Genomic DNA, 24,342 nt, shown 5'->3' with positions numbered 1-24,342 from the left:
AGCGCCGCTTTGGAACTGACCCCCTCTTACGACGATTTCGCGCGCGCCTATGACAATGGCGAAAACCAGGTGGTCTATGCCCGTCTGGCCGCCGATCTGGACACGCCCGTGTCCTTGATGCTGAAACTGACCGGCGCGCAAAAGGATGCGTTCATGCTGGAATCCGTCACTGGCGGAGAACTGCGCGGGCGCTACTCGATCATCGGGATGAAGCCCGATCTGGTCTGGAAATGCCACGGCACCGAGGCCTATGTGAACCGCGCCGCCCGCTTTGACCCCGAAGGGTTCCAGAAGCTGGACAGCGATCCGCTGACCGCCTTGCGCGCGCTGATCGCCGAATCCAGAATCGACCTGCCCAAGGATCTGCCCGCCTCCAGCGCCGGGCTGTTCGGGTATCTGGGCTATGATATGATCCGTCTGGTGGAACATCTGCCCGATGTGAACCCCGATCCGCTGGGCCTGCCCGATGCGCTGATGCTGCGGCCCTCGGTGGTTGCGGTGCTGGATGGGGTGAAAGGCGAGGTAACCGTGGTCAGCCCCGCCTGGGTGTCCGATGGGCAATCGGCCCGCGCGGCCTATGCCCAGGCGGCCGAGCGCGTGATGGATGCGGTGCGCGATCTGGAACGCGCCCTGCCCCAGGCCAGCCGCGATCTGGGACAGGCCCATGAAACCGCTGCTCCGGTATCGAATTTCACCAAGGACGGCTATATGCAAGCCGTTGAAAAAGCCAAGGAATACATCCGCGCGGGGGATATTTTTCAGGTTGTGCCCTCGCAGCGCTGGACGCAGGATTTCCCGCTGCCGCCGTTTAGTCTCTATCGGTCCTTGCGGCGCACCAATCCCTCGCCCTTTATGTTCTATTTCAATTTCGGCGGCTTCCAGGTGATTGGCGCCAGCCCCGAGATTCTGGTGCGGGTCTTTGACCGAGAGGTCACGATTCGCCCCATCGCCGGCACCCGTCCGCGCGGCAAAACCCCCGAAGAGGACAAGGCGCTGGAGGCCGATCTGCTGGCCGATCAGAAAGAGCTGGCCGAGCACCTGATGCTGCTGGATCTGGGCCGGAACGATACTGGGAAGGTCTCAAAAATCGGCACCGTTCGCCCGACCGAGGAATTCATCATCGAGCGTTACAGCCATGTGATGCATATCGTGTCCAATGTGGTGGGGGAACTGGCCGAGGATCAGGACGCGCTGAGCGCCTTTTTTGCCGGGATGCCCGCGGGCACCGTGTCCGGCGCGCCCAAAGTGCGCGCGATGGAGATCATCGACGAGCTGGAGCCGGAAAAACGCGGCGTTTACGGCGGCGGCTGCGGCTATTTCAGCGCGGGGGGCGATATGGACATGTGTATCGCGCTGCGCACGGCGATCGTGAAGGATCAGAAGCTGTATATTCAGGCCGGTGGCGGTGTCGTCTACGATTCCAATCCCGAGGCCGAATTCATGGAGACCGTGCATAAATCCAACGCGATCCGGCGCGCGGCGGCGGATGCGGCGCGGTTCACTGGCAACGGCAATCAATAGCCGCCCTGTTCCCAAGCGGAGCGCGCTATCGCGCGCGCTGGATGTCTCGGCATCGGCCTTTGGCCTCTGCCTCGGGCGGGCGTCCGGGGCTGCGGGCGGGGACAATTGAAACGGAGCGCGGAATGCGGACCATTCTGTTCAACAAACCTTATGACGTGCTGTCTCAGTTCACCGACAAGGGGACGGCGGGCAGCGCGCGGCGCACCCTGTCCGAGTTCATCGACGTGCCCAGGGTCTATGCCGCCGGGCGGCTGGACCGCGATAGCGAGGGCTTGCTGGTATTGACGGATAATGGGCGGTTGCAGGCCCGAATTGCCAATCCCAGGGCTAAGACGCCCAAGACCTATTGGGCGCAGGTGGAGGGCGTGATCACCGATGAGGCGCTGGAGGGATTGCGGCGCGGGGTGATTCTGAAGGATGGCAAGACCCGCCCGGCCAAAGTGCACCGGATCGAGGAACCCTCGGGGTTGTGGCCGCGTACGCCGCCCGTCCGTTATCGCAAATCCGTGCCCGATTGCTGGATCGAGCTGACCATCACCGAGGGCCGCAACCGTCAGGTGCGGCGGATGACGGCTGCCGTTGGCTTTCCGACCCTGCGGCTGATCCGCTATCGGGTCGGAGACTGGACGCTGGACGGGCTGGCGCCCGGCACCTGGCGCGACGCTTAGTTCTGCGCCGCGCGCAGCAACGCCGAGATCGGCGCCAGCGCCACCGTGGCCGCACGATCCTGAAGCCCCCACAAGAGCAGCGCCGAGATCGTATCGGGGCGCAGACGGCCCACCATGATCACGCCGTTTTCCTCTTGCCGGGCCTTGAAGGCGGCCTGATCCAGAAAGCGGCGGATGATCTGCGCGCTTTGATCCTTGGCGTCGAAATCGCGGAACACGGTGGCGGCGGGAACGCCTTCTTTGGTGGCCAGTTTCTGCGCGGTGTTCAGCCCCTTGGGGAACAGCACCAGCCCATGGCCGGTTTCCGCCAGAATGGCCGACACCTGATCCGAGACCGCCTTATCCGTTTGCAGCCCGCTGTCATCGCCCTCCATCACGGCGACGGTTTGCGGCATCCGCTCCAGCGCGCCGCGCAGCAGGGTTTCGGTGTCGCTTGCCGTTGAGCCGGCGGGCAGGTTAACCAGCGCCATCACCTCGACCCCGGCGGCGCGGTAAGCGGCCATGCGTTCGGCGGCATTGGGTGCCAGCGCGTCCACCGCATAGGTCAGCGCATAGGGAAAGGCCGCCAGGGCCTCCAGCGCCATGTCGCTTTGGCCGTCATCCAGCAGGACGATCGACATCAGCGGCTTGGCTTCGGGATTTTCAAACTCGGCGGCATTGGCCACGATGGGCGGCTGCGGGGCGGGCTGGGCCGTGTCGGTCTGAGGCTCGGGATCGTCCTTATCGGTCAGCCTGCCTGCCGGCGTGCCAATACCGGGGCGGTCCTGCTTGGGGGTTTCATCCGTGACCGAGGGCAAGGGCGCGGCCCGTTTGGGCGGGGCTGGCGGCTCGTTCTGCTCGGCTGCGGGCGAGGCATCGACAGGGGATTCCGGCGTGGTCTCGGGGTCTTGTGCTGTTTCGGGGGTGTTTTCTGGGAAAGCCTTGTCCTCGGGGGCCGCAGGCGCGGCGGGCTGGGCCGGATCGGTCGAGATTTTCCCATCCTCGGCAGGCGTATCCTCGGGGGGCGGGGTCAGCGTGTTTTCCGGACCGCCGGTTTCGGGCTTGGCGGCGGGCTGGCGCGAATCCTCGTCCACGGGGGTTTCGGCGGTTTCAACGGTTTCCGGGGGCGTTTCGATCTTGGGCGCCGCACCGGGCAGAGGCGCATCCTCGGGTTTGGGCAGCACAGGTTCGCGGTCCTCGCGCTTGCCTTCGAAATCCGAGCCTGCGGGCACTTCGACCGGGCTGGCCTTGGGGGGCGTGCCCTGAGTCGCCCCCTGCACCGCCCCCTGTGGCGGATCCGACAGCAGCGAATAGGCCCCTGCCCCGACGCCGCCAATTACCAGGCCCGTCACGAACCCACGGAGAATACCTTTTGCCACGTTGCTGCCCTCTTGCTCTGCTCGTCTCTTTGTCGCGATTGGCCCGCTGCCCCCTTGACGCTTGGGGCCAAGCCTGAACAAGTATACCGCGACCACGCGGGGGGTCTCTAGCCCCCAAAATGACATGCCAAAGCGAAAAGACGGGCCGGATGCTGCTTCTGATCGATAACTACGACAGTTTTACCTATAACCTCGTGCATTATTTGGGCGAATTGGGCGCCGATGTCGTTGTGCGCCGCAATGACGCGCTGGATGTGCAGGCCGCCATGGCGATGAACCCGGCGGGCATCCTGCTGTCGCCCGGCCCGTGCGATCCCGATCAGGCGGGGATCTGCCTGGCGCTGACGCAGGCCGCCGCCGAAACCAGGACACCGCTGATGGGCGTGTGTCTGGGCCACCAGACCATCGGCCAGGCATTCGGAGGCAAAGTGGTGCGCTGCCATGAAATCGTGCATGGCAAGATGGGCACGATGCACCACACCGGCAAAGGCATTTTCGCGGGCCTGCCCTCGCCGTTTCAGGCAACACGCTATCATTCGCTGGTGGTCGAGCGGGCCTCGCTGCCCGATTGCCTGGAAATCACCGCCGAGCTGGAAGACGGCACCATCATGGGCCTGCAACACCGCGAATTGCCCATCCACGGGGTGCAGTTTCACCCCGAATCCATCCGCTCTGAATATGGCCACCAGATGCTGCAAAACTTCCTGAATGTAATGAAAGTCCCCGCATGAGCGACGCGATGAAACCCCTGATTTTCGCCGCCTCCGAAGGCCCGCTGTCGCGCGCCCAGGCCGAGGCCGCCTTTGCCGAGCTGTTCGAGGGCAACGCCACCCCCGCCCAGATCGGCGGGCTGCTGATGGCGATGCGCGCGCGCGGCGAATCCGTGGCCGAATATGCCGCCGCCGCCGCCGTGATGCGCGCCAAATGCCTGCCCGTGAAGGCCCCCGAGGGCGCGATGGATATCGTCGGCACCGGCGGAGACGGCATGGGCACGCTGAACATTTCAACCGCGACGGCCTTTGTGGTAGCCGGTGCCGGGGTGCCCGTGGCCAAGCACGGCAACCGGAACCTCAGCTCCAAATCGGGCGCGGCGGATGCTTTGGGCCAGATGGGCATTGACGTGATGGTCGGCGCTGACGTGGTGGAAAAAGGCCTGGCCGAGGCCGGGATCGGCTTCATGATGGCCCCGATGCATCACCCTGCGATGAAATTCGTCATGCCCGTGCGGCAAGAGCTGGGCTGCAAGACGATTTTCAACATCCTGGGCCCGCTGACCAATCCGGCAGGCGTGAAACGCCAGCTGACCGGGGCCTTTGCGCCCGATCTGATCTTTCCGATGGCCGAAACGCTACAGGCTCTGGGCTCGGAAAAGGCGTGGCTGGTGCATGGCTCGGACGGCACGGATGAGGTGACGATCACCGGCTCTACTCAGGTGGCCGCGCTGGAGAATGGCCAGATCCACAGCCGCCAGATCCATCCCGAGGACGCCGGCCTGCCCGTGCACCCTCTGTCGGCGATTCTGGGCGGCACTCCGCAGGAAAACGGCACCGCCATGCGCGCGCTGCTCAAAGGGGCCAAAGGCGCCTATCGCGACGCGGTTCTGCTGAATGCCGCCTGCGCGCTGATGGTGGCAGACAAGGCCAGCACCCTGCCTGAAGGCGTTGAAATCGCTCAGGAATCCATTGACAGCGGCGCGGCTTTGAAATCCGTGGAAACCCTGGCCCGCATCACCTCGGAGGCAAGCGCATGACCGAAACCGGCACCGTTCTGGACAAGATCAAGGCCTATAAGCTGGAAGAGATCGCCGCCGACAAGGCCGCCAAACCGCTGGAGGCCATCGAGGCCGAAGCCCGCGAGGCCAGCCCCGTGCGCCCCTTTGCCGAGGCCCTGTTCACGGCGTCGCGTGCGGGCTATGGCCTGATCGCGGAAATCAAGAAAGCCAGCCCCTCGAAGGGCCTGATCCGCCCCGATTTCGACCCGCCCGCGCTGGCGCAGGCCTATCAGGCGGGCGGCGCGACCTGCCTTTCGGTGCTGACCGACACGCCCAGCTTTCAGGGTGCCAAGGAATACCTGACCGCCGCGCGCAATGCCTGCGATCTGCCCGCGCTGCGCAAAGATTTCATGTATGACACCTATCAGGTGGCCGAGGCGCGCGCGCTGGGGGCCGATTGTATCCTGATCATCATGGCCTCGGTCAGCGACGCGCAGGCCCAGGAACTGGAAGAGGCCGCCGCGTCCTGGGGCATGGACGCGCTGATCGAGGTCCATGACGAGGCCGAACTGGAGCGCGCCGCGCAACTGAAATCGCGCATGATCGGCATCAATAACCGCAATCTGAAAACCTTTGAGACCACGCTGGACACTACCCGCCGCCTGTCACGGCTGGCCCCTGCCGATCGGATGCTGGTGTCGGAATCGGGGCTGTTCACCCCCGAGGATCTGTCGGACATGGCCCGCTATGGCGCGCGCGTGTTCCTGATTGGCGAAAGCCTGATGCGGCAGGAGAATGTCTCCGCCGCGACGCGCGCGCTGCTGGCCAATCCGCTGATGCCGGGGGGCGTCTGATGGCTGGCCTCACGCATTTCGACGCCAAGGGCGACGCGCATATGGTGGACGTGTCCGATAAGGCTGTCACCGCGCGGATTGCCACGGCGGCCGGATGGGTGAAGATGGCCTCGCAAACCTTTGAAATCATTTCAGAAGGACGCGCCAAGAAGGGCGATGTTCTGGGCGTTGCGCGACTGGCCGGTATCATGGGGGCCAAAAAGACGCCCGACCTGATCCCGCTGTGCCATCCGCTGCCTGTCACCAAGGTCTCGGTTGATCTGACGCTGGATCCGGACCTGCCCGGCGTGCAGATCGAGGCAACGGTGAAAACCACCGGCCAGACCGGCGTGGAAATGGAGGCCCTGACCGCCGTCAGCACCGCCGCGCTGACCGTCTATGACATGATCAAGGCCGTGGATAAGGCGATGGAGATCGGCGGCATCCGCGTTATCTTGAAAGATGGCGGAAAATCAGGACGTTACGAGGCGACATGATCACGGTAGATGAGGCTCTGGAGCAGTTGTTCGCGCTGGTCCGCCCGCTGGAAACCGAAGAGGTGCCGCTGGCGCAGGCCGCTGGCCGGGTGATGGCCAAAGACGCCGTGGCCAAACGCACACAGCCGCCCTTTGCCGCCTCGGCGATGGATGGCTATGGCGTCCGCGCGGATGAGGTCGCCGTGGGCGCGCAGTTCAAGATCATCGGCGAAAGCGCCGCCGGACATGGGTTTGACGGCACCGTTGGCCCCGGTCAGGCCGTGCGGATTTTCACCGGCGCCCCCGTCCCCGAGGGCGTGGATTTCGTGGTGATTCAGGAAGACGTGGACCGCTTTGTCAACACGATCACCATTGATCGGGATCCCGGCCAGAACGCCAATATCCGCCCCGCTGGCAATGACTTTGCCGCCGGCTTCACCCTGACCGCCCCGCGCGTTCTGGGGCCCAATGACGTGGCTCTGCTGGCCTCGATGAATATTCCGCAGGTGACGGTAGCACGCCGGCCCGACATCGCGCTGATTTCCACCGGGGACGAGCTGGTCATGCCCGGCGATACTCCTGGCCCCGATCAGATCATCGTTTCGAATACATTCGGGCTGAAGGCGCTGTTCGATCGGGCCGGGGCGATTGCGCGTATCCTGCCGATTGCGCGGGATAATCCGGCCTCGATCCAGATGGCATTCGATCTGGCCAAGGGCGCCGATCTGATTGTGACGATTGGCGGGGCCTCGGTTGGGGATCACGATCTGGTGGGCCAAGTCGCGCAGCAACTGGGGCTGCGGCAGAGCTTCTACAAGGTGAAAATGCGCCCCGGCAAGCCGTTGATGGCGGGCCGGATGGGAGATGCGGCGATGGTGGGCCTGCCGGGAAATCCGGTGTCGGCCATGGTCTGCGGAACGGTGTTTGTGCTGCCGATGATCGCCGCCATGCAGGGCCTGCCCGCGCAGCCTGCCCGGACGCTCAGCGCGCAGCTAAGCGCTGATATTCCGGCGAACGGCCCCCGCCAGCACTATATGCGCGCGCATGTGGATGCCGGGCAGATCACGCTGTTTGACCGTCAGGACAGCTCTTTGCTGTCGGTTCTGGGCATGGCCAACGCGCTGATCGTACGCCCCCCCGAGGATCCGGCCCGCCCGGCGGGCGCAACGGTAAACTACCTGGCTCTTTAGCAGCAGCACCGCCGGATATTGCCACCGGACTTGACACAAAACAAGAACATGCGTAGAACAAACCCAAACCGGACAGGCTTGGAGGTGGCATATGCTGACCAAAAAACAACTGGATTTGCTGCAATTTATCCATAAACGCGTCCAGCGCGACGGTGTGCCCCCCTCGTTTGATGAGATGAAAGAGGCGCTGGATCTGCGCTCGAAATCGGGGATTCACCGGCTGATCACCGCGCTGGAGGAACGTGGTTTCATCCGCCGCCTGGCCCACCGCGCCCGCGCGATCGAGATTGTCAAACTGCCCGAATCGATGGGCGGAGAGGCCGGTTTCAGCCCCCGCGTGATCGAGGGCGACCGCCCCGACAGCACCCCGTCCGCCGCCCTGCCGATCGAGGCCGTTCAGGCCGTGCAACTGCCCATCATGGGCCGTATCGCCGCCGGTGTCCCGATCGAGGCGATCTCTCATGCCTCCAGCCAGGTGGCCGTGCCCAATCAGATGCTGTCCGGTCAGGGCGAGCATTACGCACTGGAGGTGAAGGGCGACTCGATGATCGATGCGGGGATCAACGATGGAGATGTGGTGATCATCCGCGAAACCTCGGCCGCGGATAACGGCGATATCGTCGTGGCCCTGGTCGAGGATCACGAGGCCACGCTGAAACGCTATTTCCGGCGCGGCAATGCCATTGCGCTGGAGGCCGCGAACCCTGCCTATGAAACCCGCGTCCTGCCCGAGGATAAGGTTAAGGTGCAGGGCCGTCTGGTTGGTCTGATCCGCAGTTACTGACGTGACGGGCACCGGCTCCAGGGGCGACAGCCCGCGCGGGCATTGGCCGATCTGATCTCGATCCCCCGCGCGGTTTCATACAGCGCAAGGGCACCTGTCCGCCGCGTCACCCGCGCATCGGTCACCCGGCAGGGCAGCCCCTGAGGCAGCACCCGGTCCGAGATCACCCAGTCCTGCGCGGTGCAGCTTACCGTTTCCTGCGCCCGTTTGCCGCGTACCACCTGCACATGCAATCCGTCCACCACGGGCACCACCGGCCACAGCTGCGCGGCCGCCGCCTGATCCCGCCTCAGCCCGTCATTTTCCAACCAGCTCCGCGCCACGAATCCCTGCCCGCGCGCCCGGCTGAGCGCCCGCGCCTCGCCTGTTTGCAGCCCCACCAACGCCCCCTGTTCGGAAATCAGCATCAGCGGGCGGGCGCTGCCCGACCATAGCACCAGAGCAAACACGCAGATCGGCGCTCCGGCCCAACGCCCCTTTCCTTGCCAGAGCGCGACGATCAGGGCTCCGACGGTCAGCAGCGGCAGCACGTACCATTGCGGGCTGACCACGAACCGCACCGCGCCTTCCAGCCCCGCCACCCAATCGGCCACGCCCAGAATCCAGCGCATCCCCAGCCCCATGACCCAAAGCGCGATCCATTCCAGCCCCAGCGGCATCAGGCACATCGCAATCACCCCCGCCGGGATCACCAGCACCCCCATCAACGGCACCGAGGACAGATTCGCGATCAGCCCCAACTGCGAGACCTGATTAAAATGCGCAGCGCCAAAGGGCGCGGTCGCCGCCCCCGCGACAACCGAAGAAATCACCACCGCGATCACCGGCTGTACCCACGCAGGGCCGATCCGCAGCTTATGATCCCGGATCAGGCCGAACACCGCCACCAGCGCGGTCGTTGCAGCAAAAGACATTTGAAAACCGGCACTTAACAGCGCCTCGGGACGCAGAAACAGCACCACCATTGCCGCCACGGCTACCGCTCGCAGCGACAGGGCCCGCCGATTGAACACCAGCGCCAGCAGCATGACGGCCACCATGATAAAGGCGCGCTCGGTGGCGATATTGCCGCCCGAAAGCACCAGGTACCCCGCCGCGACCACAAGGGCCACAAGGGCCGAGATTTTCTTGGCCGGCAAGCGCAGGCCGACCCAGGGCACCGCAGCGAATCCCAGCCGCAGACCGCCGAACACCACCCCCGCCAGCAGCCCCATATGCAGGCCTGAAATGGCCAGAAGATGCGCCAGATTCGAAGCGCGCAGGGTCTCTAGCGTCTGTTTTGCCATCCCCGAGCGATCGCCCGTCATCACCGCGGCGGCGAAGGCCCCGGCCTCAGCCGGCAGCGCGCGCTGGATACGCGCGGACAGGTAGGCGCGGATCGCGGCCACGCCGCCGCCGTCGCCAAAAGACCACAAAACCAGCGGGTTGCGCGTATAGCCGACCGCTCCGATCTGCTGGAACCACGCGTGGCGGCGAAAATCAAAACCGCCCGGTTCGGCCGGGCCATTGGGCGGGGACAGATGGCCCGTCAACATCACCACACTGCCCGGCACCGGCGCGGGCTGGCTCCAGTCGCCATGCAAGGATAGGCGCACGCGCGTGGGCGTTTTATGCGGTGCGACATCCTCTAGCACCACGCGGTCCAACGTGACCCGCAGCGCGTCCGAGCTGGAGCGATCCACCGCAATCACCCGCCCCTGCACCGCGCCGTAATAGCGCCAGCTCAGCACCGGCCCCTCCAGCATATGGGTGCGCGCGCTGGCCAGACAGACCCCCAGCGCGGCCAGCCCCACCATCCAGAACAGAGGCGAGGTTTCCGGATCCAGCCGCCAGCCACCGACAATCCCGGTCAGCGCCAGGGCGGCCGCGATCAGCAGCAGCTTGCCGTCGGGCTCTGTCGGCAGCAGGAAATACCCGCCGATCCCCAGCGCCAGACAGACGGGTGCCCAGGGAAGCAGATGCAGACGCTGCCCCAGCAGCACGTCGCTGATGAACGGAATGCGCGTCACGGCCAGTCCTTGTTCTTGTCCTCGATCCGGGGGACCGCTAGACAGGCGGAAACGCTAACCCCTCCATGGTTACCGAAAGGTTAAATTGCGCATGTCCACCCAAGTCGTCACCCGCTTCGCCCCCTCGCCCACTGGCTATCTGCATATCGGCGGGGCGCGCACCGCGCTGTTCAACTGGCTGTATGCGCGTGGGCGCGGCGGCAAATTCCTGCTGCGGATCGAGGACACGGACCGCGAACGCTCGACCCCAGAGGCCACCGCTGCAATCCTGAAAGGCATGGCCTGGCTGGGGCTGGACCATGACGGCGAAATCGTCAGCCAGTTCGAACGCGCCGATCGCCACGCCGAGGTGGCCGGCCAGCTGCTGGCCGAGGGCAAGGCCTATAAGTGCTTTGCCAGCCAGGACGAAATTCAGGCCTTCCGCGAGGCCGCCCGCGCCGAGGGCAAATCCACCCTCTACCGCAGCCCCTGGCGGGACGCTGACGCCAGCACCTATCCGGACGCCCCCTATGTGGTGCGGATCAAGGCGCCTCAGGACGGGGTGACGGTGATCCGCGATCAGGTGCAGGGCGATGTGACCGTGCGCAACGATCAGCTGGACGACATGATCCTGTTACGTTCCGATGGCACCCCGGTTTACATGCTGGCCGTTGTTGTCGATGACCATGACATGGGCGTGACCCATGCGATCCGGGGGGATGACCACCTGATGAACGCCGCGCGCCAGCAGATGGTCTATGACGCGATGGGCTGGGACGTGCCGGTCTGGGCGCATATCCCGCTGATCCACGGCCCCGACGGCAAAAAACTGTCGAAACGCCACGGCGCGCTGGGGGTCGAGGAATACCAGGCCATGGGCTATCCGGCCGCCGGGATGCGCAATTACCTGACCCGTCTGGGCTGGAGCCACGGCGATGACGAATTTTTCACCGATGCTCAGGCCAAAGAGTGGTTCGATCTGCCGGGAATCGGCAAATCTCCGGCGCGGTTGGACTTCAAGAAGCTGGAAAACATCTGCGGGCAGCACCTGGCCGCAATGGAGGATGCCGCAGCGCTGAAAGAATTGCAGGAATTCATCGCCGCCACCGGGATGCCCCCCCTGGAAGAAGACAAAATTTCGCGCCTGTCCCAGGCCATGTCCTTTCTGAAAGGCAGCGCCAAAACCTATCCGCAACTCCTTGAAAAGGCTCAGTTTGCATTGGCAGACCGGCCGATTTCCCCGGATGAAAAAGCGGCAAAGAACCTGAATGATGTATCCCGTTGTATACTGAAAGAATTGACGCCGCAGTTGCAAAATGCTAGCTGGACGCGAGACGATCTGGAGGCAGCCGCCAACCAGGTCGCTGAGGCGCAGGGTATCAAGTTCGGCAAGCTCGCCGGCCCGCTCAGAGCCGCCCTTGCCGGGCGCGCGGTAACCCCTAGCGTTCTCGATATGATGCTGGTCCTTGGGCGGGAAGAAACCATCGCCCGCCTGACCGACGCAGCGGCCTGAGGGAGGACGGGATTTGCCCCGCACACCCCCCCGAAAGCCAGAAACCAAACGCCTGAGCGGTACGCGCACAAGGCCTGTGATGAAGGGAACACTATGACTGAAAACACCAGAACCGCCACGCTGAGTTTCGACGGCAAAACCATCGACTTGCCGATCCTGTCCCCCACTGTCGGCCCCGACGTGCTGGACATCCGTAAACTCTATGCCCAGGGCCAGGTGTTCACCTACGATCCGGGTTTTACCTCGACCGCGTCCTGCGACTCGACCATCACCTATATCGACGGCAACCAGGGCATCTTGCTGCACCGCGGCTACCCGATCGACCAGCTGGCCGCGAAATCGCACTATCTGGAAGTCTGCTATCTGCTGATGTACGGCGAGCTGCCCACCGCAGCCCAGCTGGAGAAATTCGAATCCACGATCACGCGTCACACCATGATCCACGAGCAGATGCACAATTTCTTCCGTGGGTTCCGCCGCGATGCGCACCCGATGGCCACCATGGTGGGCGTTGTCGGCGCGATGTCGGCCTTCTATCATGACAGCACCGACGTCAGCGACCAGCGCCAGCGTGAAATCGCCGCGCATCGCCTGATCGCGAAAATGCCGACCATCGCCGCGATGGCCTATAAATACTCGATCGGTCAGCCGTTTGTGTATCCGCGCAACGATCTGGATTACGCCGCGAACTTCCTGCACATGTGCTTTAGCGTTCCGGCCGAGCCCTACCACGTGGATCCGATCCTGGCCCGCGCCATGGACCGCATCTTTACCCTGCACGCCGATCACGAGCAGAACGCCTCAACCTCGACGGTGCGCCTGGCCTCGTCCTCGGGTGCCAACCCGTTCGCCTGTATCGCAGCCGGCATCGCCTGCCTGTGGGGCCCGGCCCATGGCGGCGCAAACCAGGCCTGCCTGGAGATGCTCAAGGAAATCGGCACCGTTGATCGCATCCCTGAATTCATCGCCCGCGCCAAGGATAAGAACGATCCGTTCCGCCTGATGGGCTTTGGCCACCGCGTCTACAAAAACATGGACCCGCGCGCGACCGTGATGAAACAGTCCGCCGACGAAGTGCTGGAGCTGATGGGCGTCGAAGACAACCCGCTGCTGCAAGTCGCCAAAGAGCTGGAACACATCGCCCTGAACGACCCCTACTTCGTCGAAAAGAAACTGTTCCCGAACGTCGATTTCTATTCGGGCATCATCCTCGAAGCGATGGGCTTCCCCACCTCGATGTTCACCCCGATCTTCGCACTGTCGCGCACCGTGGGCTGGATTTCGCAGTGGAAAGAGCAGTTCTCGGATCCGCAGATGAAAATCGGCCGTCCCCGTCAGCTGTACCTGGGCGAAAACGCCCGCGACTACGTGGATGTCGAAAACCGCTAAACGCGGCGCACTCCCAAAACCACAAAGGCCACCTCGCACGAGGTGGCCTTTTCCGTATCAAACCCTGTTACACTGCGGCAGTTTCAGCCCCGTACCCCACTTCCTAGTGCCCCCCAGGCAGCACTGCACTTCTTCAGTGCTGCCGAATACCCGTTTCTTTCTGATTAAAATACTCAAATCCCATGCTCTCAACAGGCGCTACATAAAGTTAGTGCGCACCAAGATCGGGGGGGGAATTGAGTATTTGAAGAGCAAAGAAAGGGGGGTGACGGCCCTCCGAGAAGGTCTGCCAATTGGAAGGGGGCCGGGTTAGCGGCCTTCGTAAGTGGGGCTGCGTTTTTCCAGGAAGGCCAGCACGCCCTCTTTGAAGTCGCGGCTTTGTCCGCAGGTGCCCTGGCTGCGGCCTTCTTGCGCCAGTTGCTCGTCCAGAGAATTGTCCCAGCTGCCTCGGATCGCGGTTTTGACATGTTGGTAGGCAAGCGTCGGGCCTTTGGCCAGATGCGCTGCGCGGGCCTGCCAGATCGCCTGGAATTCGGCATCGGGGACGGCTTCCCAGATCATCCCCCAGTCATCGGCCTGTTTGGCGCTGATCTTATCGGCGAACAGTGCCGCGCCCATGGCTTTGGCGCTGCCCATGTTGCGGGTCATCCAGTAGGTGCCGCCGGCATCGGGGATCAGGCCGATCCGCGTGAAAGCCTGTAGGAAATAGGCGCTTTCGGTGGCGATCACCACATCCGCTGCCAGCGCCAGGTTCGCGCCAGCGCCTGCGGCCGGGCCGTTCACCGCGCAGATTGTGGGGATCGGGCTGTCAAAGATCGCGCGCAGCATTGGCATGTATTCGTCGCGCAGCGTGCGTTCCAGATCCAGGTTGGCTGCATTGGCCCGGTCGCTTAGATCCTGGCCCGAGCAAAACGCCTTGCCTGCGCCGGTGATCACCAGCACGCGGGCGGATTTGGCCGCTTCGAGGGCGGCATCGGTGATTTCGGCACGCATCTGGGTATTCAGCGCGTTCATCTTATCGGCGCGGTTCAGCGTCAGAACGGCAATGTTCTGGCTGATTTCGAGCGTGATGGTCTGGTACTCCATAGGAGGCTCCTCATCCTGTTCACGGTGCAGCATAACCGACCGATGGGTCAGGTAAAGCAAAACCGCGCGTCACTCTTTCATGATTTCCTGAAGGCGTTTCTGCTCGTCTTCGGACAGAGCCTGCACCGGCGCCTCGGAGCCTTTCTGACGTGTGCGCAGGTAGCCAAAGCCGATGCCCATCGCCAGCAGCAGCATCAGCGGGCCAGCGCCCCAGAGCATCCAGTTCACCCCGCCGGTCAGCGGTTTCAGCAGCACATATTCGCCATAGCGCGCGACCAGGTATTCCTTGACCTCTTGGTTGCTGTCCCCTGCCAGGATGCGTTCACGCACCAGAAGGCGCAGATCGCGGGCCAGCTCGGCATTGGAATCGTCGATGCTTTCGTTGCGGCAGACCAGGCAGCGCAGGTCTTTGGATACCTCGCGCGCGCGGGCCTCAAGCGCGGGATCGGCCAGGATTTCGTCAGGTTGCACGGCCCAGGCGGGCAGCGCCAGCAGGATCGTCAGGGCCAGGATCAGGCGTTTCATTCGGCGGGCACTCCTACCGTGGGGGTTTTGCGGGCGCCGGCGGCGACGCGATAGCGCCGGTCCGACAGGCTGAACATCCCGCCCAGGGCCATCAGGATCGAGCCGCCCCAGATCCAGTTCGCCAGAGGTTTGAAATAGACGCGTACCGCCCAGCCGCCATCATCCTGCGGATCGCCGATCACCGCATAGACATCACGCAGGAATCCGTTGTCGATCGCGGCTTCGGTGGTGGGCATTCTGGCCACCGGATACTGGCGCTTTTCCGGATAGAGGGTTGAGATCGCGCGCCCGTCCTTGGACAGCTCGACCGTGCCCATGGTCGAGAAATAGTTCGGCCCCTGCACGCGGTTTACCTCGGTCAGGGTCAGGGTATAGCCGGCCACGTCAAAGGGTTCGTTCAGCTGCACGACGCGAATATCCTCGACCTCCCAGGCCATCAGGCCGGCAACGCCCAGCATGGTGATCCCCAGCCCCGCGTGGGCCGTGGCCTTGCCCCAATCGGCGCGCGGCAGGCGCAACAGACGGGCAAACCGCCCCGAGCGCCCGGTACGCTGCCACAGGTCCGTCGCGGCCCCCGCCACCAGCCAGGCCCCCAGGAACACACCGACCGGCCCCAGCAGGCTGCGGCCCGATTGCATCGCCCAGGCCAGCCCGGCCAAGGCCAGCGCCAGCCCCAAAGCCGGCAGCAGCGGCTTCAGCGTCCGTCCGATCCGCGCACGTTTCCACGGCATCATCGCGCCAATCGGCAGGATGATCCCCAACACCAGCATGAAAGGCGTAAAGGCCATGTTAAAGAACGGCGCCCCGACGGAGAGTTTCCGGCCAAAGGCCAGCTCGGCCACCAGTGGCCAGATCGTGCCGATAAACACCACGAAACAGCTGACGGCCAGCAGGATATTGTTCACGACCAGCCCGCTTTCGCGGCTGACCAGGCCAAAGACGCCCTTGGCCTCCATGATGCCGGCGCGCGCCGCATAGAGCGTCAGCGCCCCCCCCATGAACACCGCCAGAATCGCCAGGATAAAGATGCCGCGCTCGGGGTCGTTGGCAAAGGCGTGCACGCTGGTGATCACCCCCGAACGCACGATGAAGGTGCCAATCAGGCTGAATCCAAACGCCATGATCGCCAACAGGATGGTCCAGCTTTTCAGGCTCTCGCGTTTTTCCACCACGATGGCCGAATGCAGCAGCGCCGCGGCGATCAGCCAGGGCATGAAGCTGGCGTTTTCAACCGGGTCCCAGAACCAGAAACCGCCCCAGCCCAGCTCATAGTAGGCCCACCACGATCCCAGGGCGATGCCGATGGTCAGGAACACCCAGGCGGCCAACGTCCAGGGCCGCACCCAGCGCCCCCAGGCAGCATCCACGCGTCCCTCGATCAGGGCGGCCACGGCGAAGGAGAACGCCATGCTCAGCCCCACATAGCCCAGGTACAGGAACGGCGGATGGAAGGCCAACCCCGGATCCTGCAGCAACGGGTTCAGGTCCTTGCCGTCAAAGGGCGGCACGGCCATGCGCAAAAACGGGTTCGAGGTGAACAGGATAAAGGCGAAAAACGCCACCGAAACCGCCGATTGCACCGCCAGAACGCGGGCTTTCAGGGTTGGGGGCAGGTTGCCTCCGAACCAGGCGGCCATGGCGCCGAACAGCGTCAGGATCAGCACCCACAGCAGCATCGAGCCCTCATGGTTGCCCCAGACCCCGGACACTTTGTACAGCATCGGCTTGGCGGAATGCGAGTTTGCCACCACCAGACGCAGCGAAAAATCCGAGGTCACAAAGGCATAAGTCAGCGCGGCAAAGGAAAACGCCGTCAGCAAAAACTGCGCATTGGCGGCCGGTTCGGCAATGGCCATCCAGCCCGGCCAGCGCTTGTGCGCGCCAATCAAAGGGACAACGGCCTGAACGATTGCGATCAGGAAGGCGAGGATAAGGGCGAAGTGGCCAAGCTCTGTAATCATGACATGGGTTATAAAGCGAAGGCCGAACCCGTCAAATCGGATTCGGCCCTGACCCCCGTTCACATTGTCGCGCCTAACGCCCGCTGGTCGCGGAATGTGCCTGCCAATCGGCCAATGCGGGGTTTTCGTCCACTGTCATCATGGGGGGGGCGTCCTCGGTCATCAACGGAGCCATACCCTTGGCCATCGCCAGATCCCGGATCAGCCGTTCCTGAAACGCCTGCCCCTTGGCCTGATGCCGCGCGCCAAAATAAAACGACACGATCGCCCCCAGCAGCCACCACAGGGGCTCGGGCACCAGAGCGATGCCGGTCATGCGCGCCGCAAACCATTCAGGATCCACCATCGCGGCGATAAACAGCCCCAGCGTCCCCAGCGCCAGCCCCGGACGCGGCAGCCGGTTCAGCCCGTCGATCACCCGGTCAAACAGACCCCGGCGCGGCAGCAGAAACTCGGCTCCGAATTGCGACAGCGCCGCCTGACGCGCCGCCCCTGCCCGCTCGGCCTGCGCCTCGGCGTTTTCGCGGAAAACCTCGGCGGTTTCGCGCAGCACATTGCGCCCATCGCCAAAGATCACATCAAAGGCCCGCCCCATCACGCCCATCCCGATACCCGCTGCTGAAAATCGCGATCCGTCAGATGATAGCGCGGCGAGATGAACTCCTCGGCGCGCCGGATCCAGCCGCCCTTGCCCCCCGCGCGGGTCTGCGCATATTTGCGCGAGGCCGGGCGCGCATCTGCCAGCGCGAAATAGTAGTTCCGCCGCGCGATCCCATAGGCATCGGCCAGATGTTTGGGCGCATCCTCGGCCGCGATTTTGGCCGCCATGATCGTCCGAGGCCCAATCACCCCATCCACCGCCACCGCCTGCCCCATGTTGCGCAGCAACCGTTGCAGGATTTTCACCGCATTGGCCCCCGCGTTCACATACATATCAAACACCGAGGCCCGCAGGCATGCCGGCAGTTCCCCAATCCGGGGGCGCTCGTAGTAATGTTTCAGGAAAATCTGAACGGCCTGTTGACGCGTCAGGCGTTTGACATCCTCGGCGTCTATGTCGCTGTCGCCATCCAGATCCAGCCCCAGCCGGCGCATCGTATGGATGGTGACCCCGAATTTGGTGGCCCCGCCGGGGTCGTCGGGATCGTTCACATAGCCGCCCTCGCGGGCGATGATGTCATTGGCGATGTCGCGGACTGTCTGCATGGCGCTCTCCGGTCTGATCTGTCCCGATCAGGGTGAGAGCCCGAGGTTAACAGGCGCTAATCTGACAGTGCGCGGAGAATGGCGTTAAAGTATCACCTTAACTTTGCCACATAAGTACCCGAAAATAAAAAGGTTAACCCTCTGCCTCCTGATAGACGCCTTGCTCTTTCAGAGCATCGACAACTTCCTTGGGCATATAATCTTCGTCGTGTTTGGCCAGAATCTCATTGGCAACGAAGATCCCGTCCACGTAATTCCCCGTGCCGATCATCCCCTGATTTTCCGCAAACAGATCCGGCAGGATGCCGGTAAATGTCACCGGAACCGTGGCCCCGCCATCGGTCACGTTGAATCGCACCACCTCGCCCTGACCGCGCTCCAGGCTGCCCTCTTCGACCAGCCCGCCGATGCGGAAGGTTTCACCGGGCGCGGGCGGCTCGGCCATGACCTGGGTCGGAGAGCGGAAGAAGTTGATCCCATCGCGCATCGCATAGCCAATCAACCCCGTGGACAGGGCCAAGGCCACCACGGCAAGCGCGATAACCTGAATGCGGCGTTTCTTTTTCAGACCTTTCATTCCAACCTCCCAGTCGATCAGGCGGATGCTCTGAACATATCCGAACACCTGCAAGTGAGTCACCTAACATCCCGCAGGATTTTCGCAAGGTTTCGGGACTGCTACTTTTTGTCAGCCCATTGCCATCCCATTGTCAGCCCAGACCGGATCAGGCCGGATCAGGCGGACTGAAAACTGATCTGGCGGCGCAAAAACTGCGTGGCCCGCGCAGAGACTTTGGCCGGATCGCCCGTGGTCAGGAACATGTTCTCGGTTCCAGAGCCCACCATTGCAGGGTGGCGTTTCAGATAATCCTCAAGCGAGGCGGCCACCAGATTGGCCTGGCTATAGACGGACACATCCGGCCCCAGCGCATCCTGAAAAATATCCTGCATCAGCGGATAATGAGTGCAGCCCAGAATGGCGGCCTCGGGATTGGGCATTTTGCGTTTCAGCGCGTCCACATGGCTGCGCACCATCGCCTCGGCCAGGATCAGATCGCCGTCCTCGATGGCATCCACCACACCGCCGCAGGCCTGCGCCTCGACATCGACACCGATCGCGCGGAACGCCAGTTCGCGCTGAAACGCCCGGCTGGCCACGGTGGCGGGCGTGGCAAACAGCGCCACATGTTTCACGGCCACCTCACGCGGGGGGGAATTGTCGCCCCATTTACGCTCGGTCAGGGCCTCGATCAGCGGCACAAAGACGCCCAGAACGCGTTTGTCGCGCGGGATCCAGCTTTCCTGCATCCGGCGCAGCGCCGCGGCCGAGGCGGTGTTACACGCCAGGATCACCAGATCGCAGCCCGCATCCCACATCCGTTCAACCGCCTGCGTGGTCAGGTTATACACGTCATCGGCATCGCGCACCCCATAAGGCGCGTGCGCGTTATCCCCAAAATAGACGAAAGGCACATCCGGCAGCCGTTTCGAGACAGCATCCAGCACCGTCAGGCCGCCCAGCCCACTGTCAAAAATCCCTACTGCCATTGCCCGGGCCTCGCTTTTTCCGCCTTAGCGACGGTGTTTCTGTTCGAATTCATAGCCGTAATCATAGGATTTCAGCGGCGTCGGGGAAAGCTCATACGTGGCTTTGCGCAGAAAATCCATCAGAGCTTTGGTATCCCCCGCATGGGCGCGCAGAGCCTTGGGGGCAATCGGCTGACCGATGGACAGACGCACGGGCCGGTCCACGCGGCGCGCGAATTCCTGGATCAGCAGCCCCATGCGCAGCGTCGGATGGCAGTGGCTGGCCCATTGAAACAGGCGCGAGTTATGCCCGTCAAAATACACCGGCACCACCTGCGCCCCGGATTTGGCGATCATTCGCGCGGTGAATGCCCGCCAGCCCGGATCCATCGGCCGAGACATGGGCCGCGCGCCCGTTGACACCGTACCGCCCGGAAACACGCCGATCGCGCCGCCCTGCGCCAGATAACGCAGCGCCTCTTTGCGGGTTTCCAGGTTTTGCTGAACGGCGGCGCGGGTTTCGTCAAAGCTGATGGGCAGGATAATGCGGTTCAGATCTTCGGCCTTGCGGAACACCCGATGCGCCAGAATGCGGAAATCGCCCCGCGTGCGCGCCAGCAGGTGCCCCATGATCAGCCCATCCAGAATGCCGAACGGATGATTGGCGATCACAATCAGCGGGCCGCGGGCGGGGATATTCGCCAGCGCGCCGCCCTCAATCTGCAAGGACAGCCCGTAGCGTTCCACCATGACCGACCAGAAATCGCGCCCCTGCGCGATCTCGGTCTCATAGCCCTTTGCCCGCCGGATCAGGCCCAGCCGGCCAGAGGCATTTTCCATCAGCCGGATCACCGCCCGCCCGCCTCGTGTCCGGGCCGAATGCGCATAGCTGATGTCGCGCGCGATCTGGCGCTCAGACATGTTCTGGCTCATCGGGGCTCCTTCCTGCCGGGCTTTGTGCCTAGGGCTTTATCCCTCGGCCGCAGTTAAGAAGTTCCCCAGCAGAAAGCCAGCCCTGCCCGGCGCCCCCGGCGCATAGGCCCGCACCTGTGGCGGCCCGGTGACGCGGTTTATTCGGCCGCCTGCGCCGCCGCCGCCCCCGGATCGCTGCGCAATTGCGCCAGCAGAGCCTCGCGCTGTTTGGCCGCCTTTGCCTCGTTCGCCATTTTCACCGGGCCGAAGCCGCGGATCGTCAGCGGCAATTCGGCCAGGGCCACCGCAACGGGCAGGGTTTCGGGCGTCACGCGTTCAAGAGCCTCGGTCATGTCGGTCTCGTATTGCCGGATCAGAGCGCGCTCCATCCGGCGCTCCTCGGTCCGGCCAAAGGGGTCCAGCGGCGTGCCCCGCAGCCCTTTCATCCGCGCCAGCAGACGGAACGCACGCATCATGCCCGCGCCGAATTCCTTTTTCACCGGACGTCCGTTCGCCCCCATTTTGGACAGCAGCGGCGGGGCCAGATGGAATTTCATCGTGAAATCGCCATCGAATTCCGCCCGCGCCTTGGCTTCGGTGTCCAGCAGCAGCCGGGCGACCTCGTATTCGTCCTTATAGGCCAGCAGCTTGGCATAGCCCTTGGCCACGGCCTCTTGCAGCGCGGGATCGTCGAAACGGTCCACGAATTTGCGGTATTTGCGGGCCAGACGCTTGCCCTGATAGGCCACCAGATGATCCGCGCGAAAGGCGATTTTCTGCTCCACCGACCTGGGCTTTTCGATCACTTTGGGGGCCAGCAGCGCGGCGGCCTGTGCGGGGTATTCTGCCGCCCAGCGGCCAATCTGGAACGCGCGCTGATTGCGGGCCACTGCCGTGCCGTTCAGATCAACCGCCTGCGTGATCGACTCCAGGCTCAGCGGCACCAGCCCCTTCTGCCAGGCCGCGCCAAAGATCATCATGTTCGAGAAAATCGAATCCCCCAGCGTCAGCTTCGCCAGTTCCGAGGCATCGAACAGCATCACCCGATCCTGAAGCCGCGCCTGCAATTGCAGCTCCAGCCGGTCCGAGGGCAGCGCGAATTCGGTGTTGCGGGTGAAATCGCCGGTGATGATCTCATGGTTGTTGACCACCGCGCCGGTTTGCCCGGCACGCGTCAGCCCCAGCGTTTTCGCCCCGGCCGAGACCACCAGATCCCCGCCGATCAGCGCATCGGCCTCGCCTGTGGCCACGCGCACGGCGCTGATGTCCTCGGGGGCGTTGGCCAGGCGGCAGTGGATATGCACCGCCCCGCCCTTTTGCGCCAGGCCGGCCATCTCCATCATGCCCGCGCCCTTACCGTCAATCTGAGCCGCCTGCGCCATCACCGCGCCGATGGTCACCACGCCCGTGCCGCCCACGCCGGTGATCACCACATTATAGGTGCCATTGATCGCAGGCAGATCGGGCCGGGGCAGATCGGGCAGGTCCAGGTCAGCGGTTTCCACCTTTTTGACCTGCGCGCCCTCCAGCGTCACAAAGGACGGGCAGAACCCGTTCAGACAGCTGAAATCCTTATTGCACGAGGATTGATCAATCGCCCGTTTCCGGCCCAGTTCTGTGTCAACCGGCACCAAGGAGACACAGTTCGACTGCACCCCGCAATCGCCGCAGCCTTCGCAGACATCGGTGTTGATAAAGGCCCGGCGATCCGGATCCGGAAAGCTGCCGCGCTTGCGGCGGCGGCGCTTTTCGGCGGCGCAGGTCTGGATGTAAACAATGACCGATACACCGCTGATTTTGCTCATTTTCTCTTGGACAGAAGGCAGCTCGGACCGTTCGTGTTTTTCCACCCCCGAAGGGAAGGCGCTCAGGTCCAGCTCTTCTTTTTCGTCATAGACGACGGCGATATGCTGCACGCCCATCGCACGCACCTCTTCGACGATGCGATAGGCGGTCAGCCCGCCCTCGTTTTTCTGGCCGCCGGTCATGGCGACGGCATCGTTGAACAGGATTTTATAGGTGATCGTGGTGCCCGCCGCCACGGCCGCGCGGATCGCCTGAATGCCGGAATGGTTATACGTCCCGTCGCCCAGATTCTGGAACACATGCGGCTTTTTCGAAAACGGAGCCTCGCCGATCCAGTTCGCCCCCTCGGCCCCCATGTGGGTGAATCCCAGCGTATCGCGATCCATCCATTGCACCATATAGTGACAGCCGATACCGGCATAGGCGCGGCTGCCCTCGGGCACTTTGGTGGAACTGTTATGCGGACAGCCCGAGCAGAAATAGGGCAGACGGCTGGCGATTTCCTCGGCGTTGTCATTGCGGCGCGCTTCGGACAGCGCCGCCATGCCGGCCTTGATGCCTTCGGTGCCGCGCCCCTCTTCGATCAGGATCGCGCCCAGTTTTTCGGCAATCATGATCGGATCCAGCGCGAGTTTCGTCTGGAACAGTTCCGGCCCGTGCATGGACCCGGCCCCGCCGCCCTTGTGCCAGCCATAGACGCGCCGTCCGCGACGGTCATCAAAGATCGCCTCTTTGACCTGCACCTCGATCAGCTTGCGCTTTTCCTCGACCACAACGATCAGGTCCAGCCCCTCGGCCCAGTCGCTAAAGCCGCGCATATCCAAGGGCCAGGTCTGACCGATCTTGTAGGTCGAAATCCCCAGCCGCTCGGCCTCGGATTCGTTGATGTTGAGCAAGGACAGCGCGTGCGTCAGGTCCAACCAGTTTTTCCCCGCCGCGACAAAGCCGATCTTGGCCCCCGGTTTGCCCCAGACCCGTTTGTCGATCTTGTTGGCATTGGCAAAGGCCTCGGCGGCAAAGCGTTTGTGGTCAATCATCCGGGCTTCTTGCTCGACCGGAGTGTCCCCCAATCGGATGTTCAGCCCGCCAGGGGGCAGGTCCAGCTCGGGCATGATCAGGGTCATCCGGTCGGGGCGGCCATCCACGACGGCGGTGGCCTCGACCGTGTCCTTCATCGTCTTCAGCCCCACCCAGAGGCCCGAAAACCGCGACAGAGCATAGCCGTAAATCCCGTAATCCAGAATTTCCTGCACCCCGGCCGGGCTGACCACGGGCATATAGGCATCCACCATCGCCCATTCGCTCTGGTGCAGCACGGTCGAGGATTCGCCGGTGTGGTCATCGCCCATCGCCATCAGCACCCCACCGAATTTCGAGCTACCCGCCATATTCGCATGGCGCATCACATCGCCCGAACGGTCCACCCCCGGACCCTTGCCATACCACAGCCCGAAAACCCCGTCATAGCGCCCCTCGCCGCGCAGTTCGGCCTGCTGCGCGCCCCACAGGGCGGTGGCGGCCAGATCCTCATTCAGCCCTTCCTCGAAGTGAATATCGGCCTGGGTCAGCTGCTTTTCGGCGCGGCGCATCTGCAAATCCACCGCCCCCAAGGGCGAGCCGCGATAGCCCGTCACATAGCCGGCCGTGTTCAGCCCGGCCAGGCGGTCGCGCTCTTTTTGCATCAGCATCAGACGGACCAAAGCCTGAGTTCCGTTCAAAAGAACGGGTGATTTTGTCAGATCGAAACGATCGTTTAGCGATACTTTCTGGCTGGTCATCGGGCGCCTCCCCTCGCTGGATGATGTGCTTAACTATAGGGCAAGTTTAGGTCACAAAAACTGACCTACCAAGAGAAAAATTTGACTTCCCCTTACGTTAAGGGATGCTA

At 63.5% G+C, this 24,342-nt stretch carries 21 protein-coding genes; 10 read left to right on the top strand and 11 right to left on the bottom strand.

What is annotated here, in order from left to right:
* Nucleotides 1-9 precede the first annotated feature (9 nt).
* Nucleotides 10-1,521, top strand: a complete 1,512-nt coding sequence (gene trpE, locus ACP15O_RS04335) for an anthranilate synthase component I (protein ID WP_425094814.1) — start codon at nt 10-12, stop codon at nt 1,519-1,521.
* A gap of 122 nt (nt 1,522-1,643) precedes the next feature.
* Nucleotides 1,644-2,189: an rRNA large subunit pseudouridine synthase E gene (locus ACP15O_RS04330; protein ID WP_425094813.1), complete on the top strand. Its 546-nt coding sequence runs from the start codon at nt 1,644-1,646 to the stop codon at nt 2,187-2,189.
* On the opposite strand, the gene ACP15O_RS04325 is transcribed toward ACP15O_RS04330, so the two are convergent.
* Entirely contained in the window at nt 2,186-3,547 is a 1,362-nt protein-coding gene (locus tag ACP15O_RS04325; RefSeq protein WP_425094812.1) for a divergent polysaccharide deacetylase family protein, read from the bottom strand. The genes ACP15O_RS04330 and ACP15O_RS04325 overlap by 4 nt on opposite strands.
* Nucleotides 3,548-3,696: 149 nt before the next feature.
* On the opposite strand from ACP15O_RS04325, the gene ACP15O_RS04320 reads away from it, so the two are divergent.
* From ACP15O_RS04320 to lexA, 6 genes are all read left to right on the top strand, one after another.
* Nucleotides 3,697-4,278, top strand: coding sequence for an anthranilate synthase component II (locus ACP15O_RS04320; RefSeq protein WP_425094811.1), 582 nt, complete (start codon nt 3,697-3,699; stop codon nt 4,276-4,278).
* Nucleotides 4,275-5,297: an anthranilate phosphoribosyltransferase gene (gene trpD, locus ACP15O_RS04315; protein ID WP_425094810.1), complete on the top strand. Its 1,023-nt coding sequence runs from the start codon at nt 4,275-4,277 to the stop codon at nt 5,295-5,297. Before ACP15O_RS04320 ends, trpD begins: the two co-directional genes overlap by 4 nt.
* On the top strand, nt 5,294-6,112 hold the full coding sequence (gene trpC, locus ACP15O_RS04310; RefSeq protein ID WP_425094809.1) for an indole-3-glycerol phosphate synthase TrpC: 819 nt from the start codon (nt 5,294-5,296) through the stop codon (nt 6,110-6,112). Before trpD ends, trpC begins: the two co-directional genes overlap by 4 nt.
* The gene (gene moaC, locus ACP15O_RS04305) at nt 6,112-6,588 is read left to right on the top strand and encodes a cyclic pyranopterin monophosphate synthase MoaC (protein ID WP_425094808.1); all 477 of its coding nucleotides are present in this window, start codon (nt 6,112-6,114) and stop codon (nt 6,586-6,588) included. The genes trpC and moaC overlap by 1 nt, the downstream gene beginning before the upstream one ends.
* Complete coding sequence (locus ACP15O_RS04300; protein ID WP_425094807.1) at nt 6,585-7,757, top strand: molybdopterin molybdotransferase MoeA; 1,173 nt, start codon at nt 6,585-6,587, stop codon at nt 7,755-7,757. Before moaC ends, ACP15O_RS04300 begins: the two co-directional genes overlap by 4 nt.
* A gap of 91 nt (nt 7,758-7,848) precedes the next feature.
* Nucleotides 7,849-8,541 carry a transcriptional repressor LexA gene (lexA, locus tag ACP15O_RS04295; protein ID WP_425094806.1) on the top strand — a complete coding sequence of 231 codons (693 nt, stop codon included), beginning with the start codon at nt 7,849-7,851 and terminating at the stop codon, nt 8,539-8,541.
* On the opposite strand, the gene ACP15O_RS04290 is transcribed toward lexA, so the two are convergent.
* A complete protein-coding gene (locus ACP15O_RS04290; RefSeq protein WP_425094805.1) occupies nt 8,535-10,550 on the bottom strand; it encodes a ComEC/Rec2 family competence protein in 2,016 nt (671 codons plus the stop codon). The two genes, lexA and ACP15O_RS04290, sit on opposite strands and share 7 nt — an antisense overlap.
* 91 nt (nt 10,551-10,641) lie before the next feature.
* Here ACP15O_RS04290 and gltX point away from each other — a divergent pair, with 91 nt between their 5' ends.
* The gene (gene gltX / locus ACP15O_RS04285) at nt 10,642-12,042 is read left to right on the top strand and encodes a glutamate--tRNA ligase (RefSeq protein ID WP_425094804.1); all 1,401 of its coding nucleotides are present in this window, start codon (nt 10,642-10,644) and stop codon (nt 12,040-12,042) included.
* 93 nt (nt 12,043-12,135) lie between these two features.
* Complete coding sequence (gene gltA / locus ACP15O_RS04280) at nt 12,136-13,431, top strand: citrate synthase (RefSeq protein WP_425094803.1); 1,296 nt, start codon at nt 12,136-12,138, stop codon at nt 13,429-13,431.
* Nucleotides 13,432-13,740: 309 nt separating this feature from the next.
* On the opposite strand, the gene ACP15O_RS04275 is transcribed toward gltA, so the two are convergent.
* The 9 genes from ACP15O_RS04275 to ACP15O_RS04235 form a co-directional block, all read right to left on the bottom strand.
* On the bottom strand, nt 13,741-14,517 hold the full coding sequence (locus ACP15O_RS04275) for an enoyl-CoA hydratase-related protein (protein ID WP_425094802.1): 777 nt from the start codon (nt 14,515-14,517) through the stop codon (nt 13,741-13,743).
* A 69-nt stretch (nt 14,518-14,586) separates the two neighbouring features.
* Nucleotides 14,587-15,042, bottom strand: coding sequence for a cytochrome c-type biogenesis protein (locus tag ACP15O_RS04270; RefSeq protein ID WP_425094801.1), 456 nt, complete (start codon nt 15,040-15,042; stop codon nt 14,587-14,589).
* Nucleotides 15,039-17,003, bottom strand: coding sequence for a heme lyase CcmF/NrfE family subunit (locus ACP15O_RS04265; RefSeq protein WP_425094800.1), 1,965 nt, complete (start codon nt 17,001-17,003; stop codon nt 15,039-15,041). The genes ACP15O_RS04270 and ACP15O_RS04265 overlap by 4 nt, the downstream gene beginning before the upstream one ends.
* Before the next feature lie 73 nt (nt 17,004-17,076).
* Entirely contained in the window at nt 17,077-17,607 is a 531-nt protein-coding gene (locus tag ACP15O_RS04260) for a holin family protein (protein ID WP_425094799.1), read from the bottom strand.
* Entirely contained in the window at nt 17,598-18,209 is a 612-nt protein-coding gene (locus tag ACP15O_RS04255) for a holin-associated N-acetylmuramidase (RefSeq protein WP_425094798.1), read from the bottom strand. The genes ACP15O_RS04260 and ACP15O_RS04255 overlap by 10 nt, the downstream gene beginning before the upstream one ends.
* A gap of 133 nt (nt 18,210-18,342) precedes the next feature.
* Nucleotides 18,343-18,786, bottom strand: a complete 444-nt coding sequence (gene ccmE / locus ACP15O_RS04250; protein WP_425094797.1) for a cytochrome c maturation protein CcmE — start codon at nt 18,784-18,786, stop codon at nt 18,343-18,345.
* Between the two features lie 158 nt (nt 18,787-18,944).
* Nucleotides 18,945-19,757 carry a glutamate racemase gene (locus ACP15O_RS04245; RefSeq protein ID WP_425094796.1) on the bottom strand — a complete coding sequence of 271 codons (813 nt, stop codon included), beginning with the start codon at nt 19,755-19,757 and terminating at the stop codon, nt 18,945-18,947.
* A 24-nt stretch (nt 19,758-19,781) separates the two neighbouring features.
* On the bottom strand, nt 19,782-20,669 hold the full coding sequence (locus ACP15O_RS04240; RefSeq protein WP_425094795.1) for a lysophospholipid acyltransferase family protein: 888 nt from the start codon (nt 20,667-20,669) through the stop codon (nt 19,782-19,784).
* 137 nt (nt 20,670-20,806) lie between these two features.
* Nucleotides 20,807-24,232: an indolepyruvate ferredoxin oxidoreductase family protein gene (locus ACP15O_RS04235; protein WP_425094794.1), complete on the bottom strand. Its 3,426-nt coding sequence runs from the start codon at nt 24,230-24,232 to the stop codon at nt 20,807-20,809.
* Nucleotides 24,233-24,342: the final 110 nt, after the last annotated feature.

The organism is Youngimonas ophiurae (nom. illeg.) (assembly GCF_049803795.1).
Taxonomy (GTDB): Bacteria; Pseudomonadota; Alphaproteobacteria; order Rhodobacterales; family Rhodobacteraceae; genus Thalassobius.
Note: the sequence above shows the minus strand (reverse complement) of the source record. Positions and strands in the feature narration are given on the sequence as shown.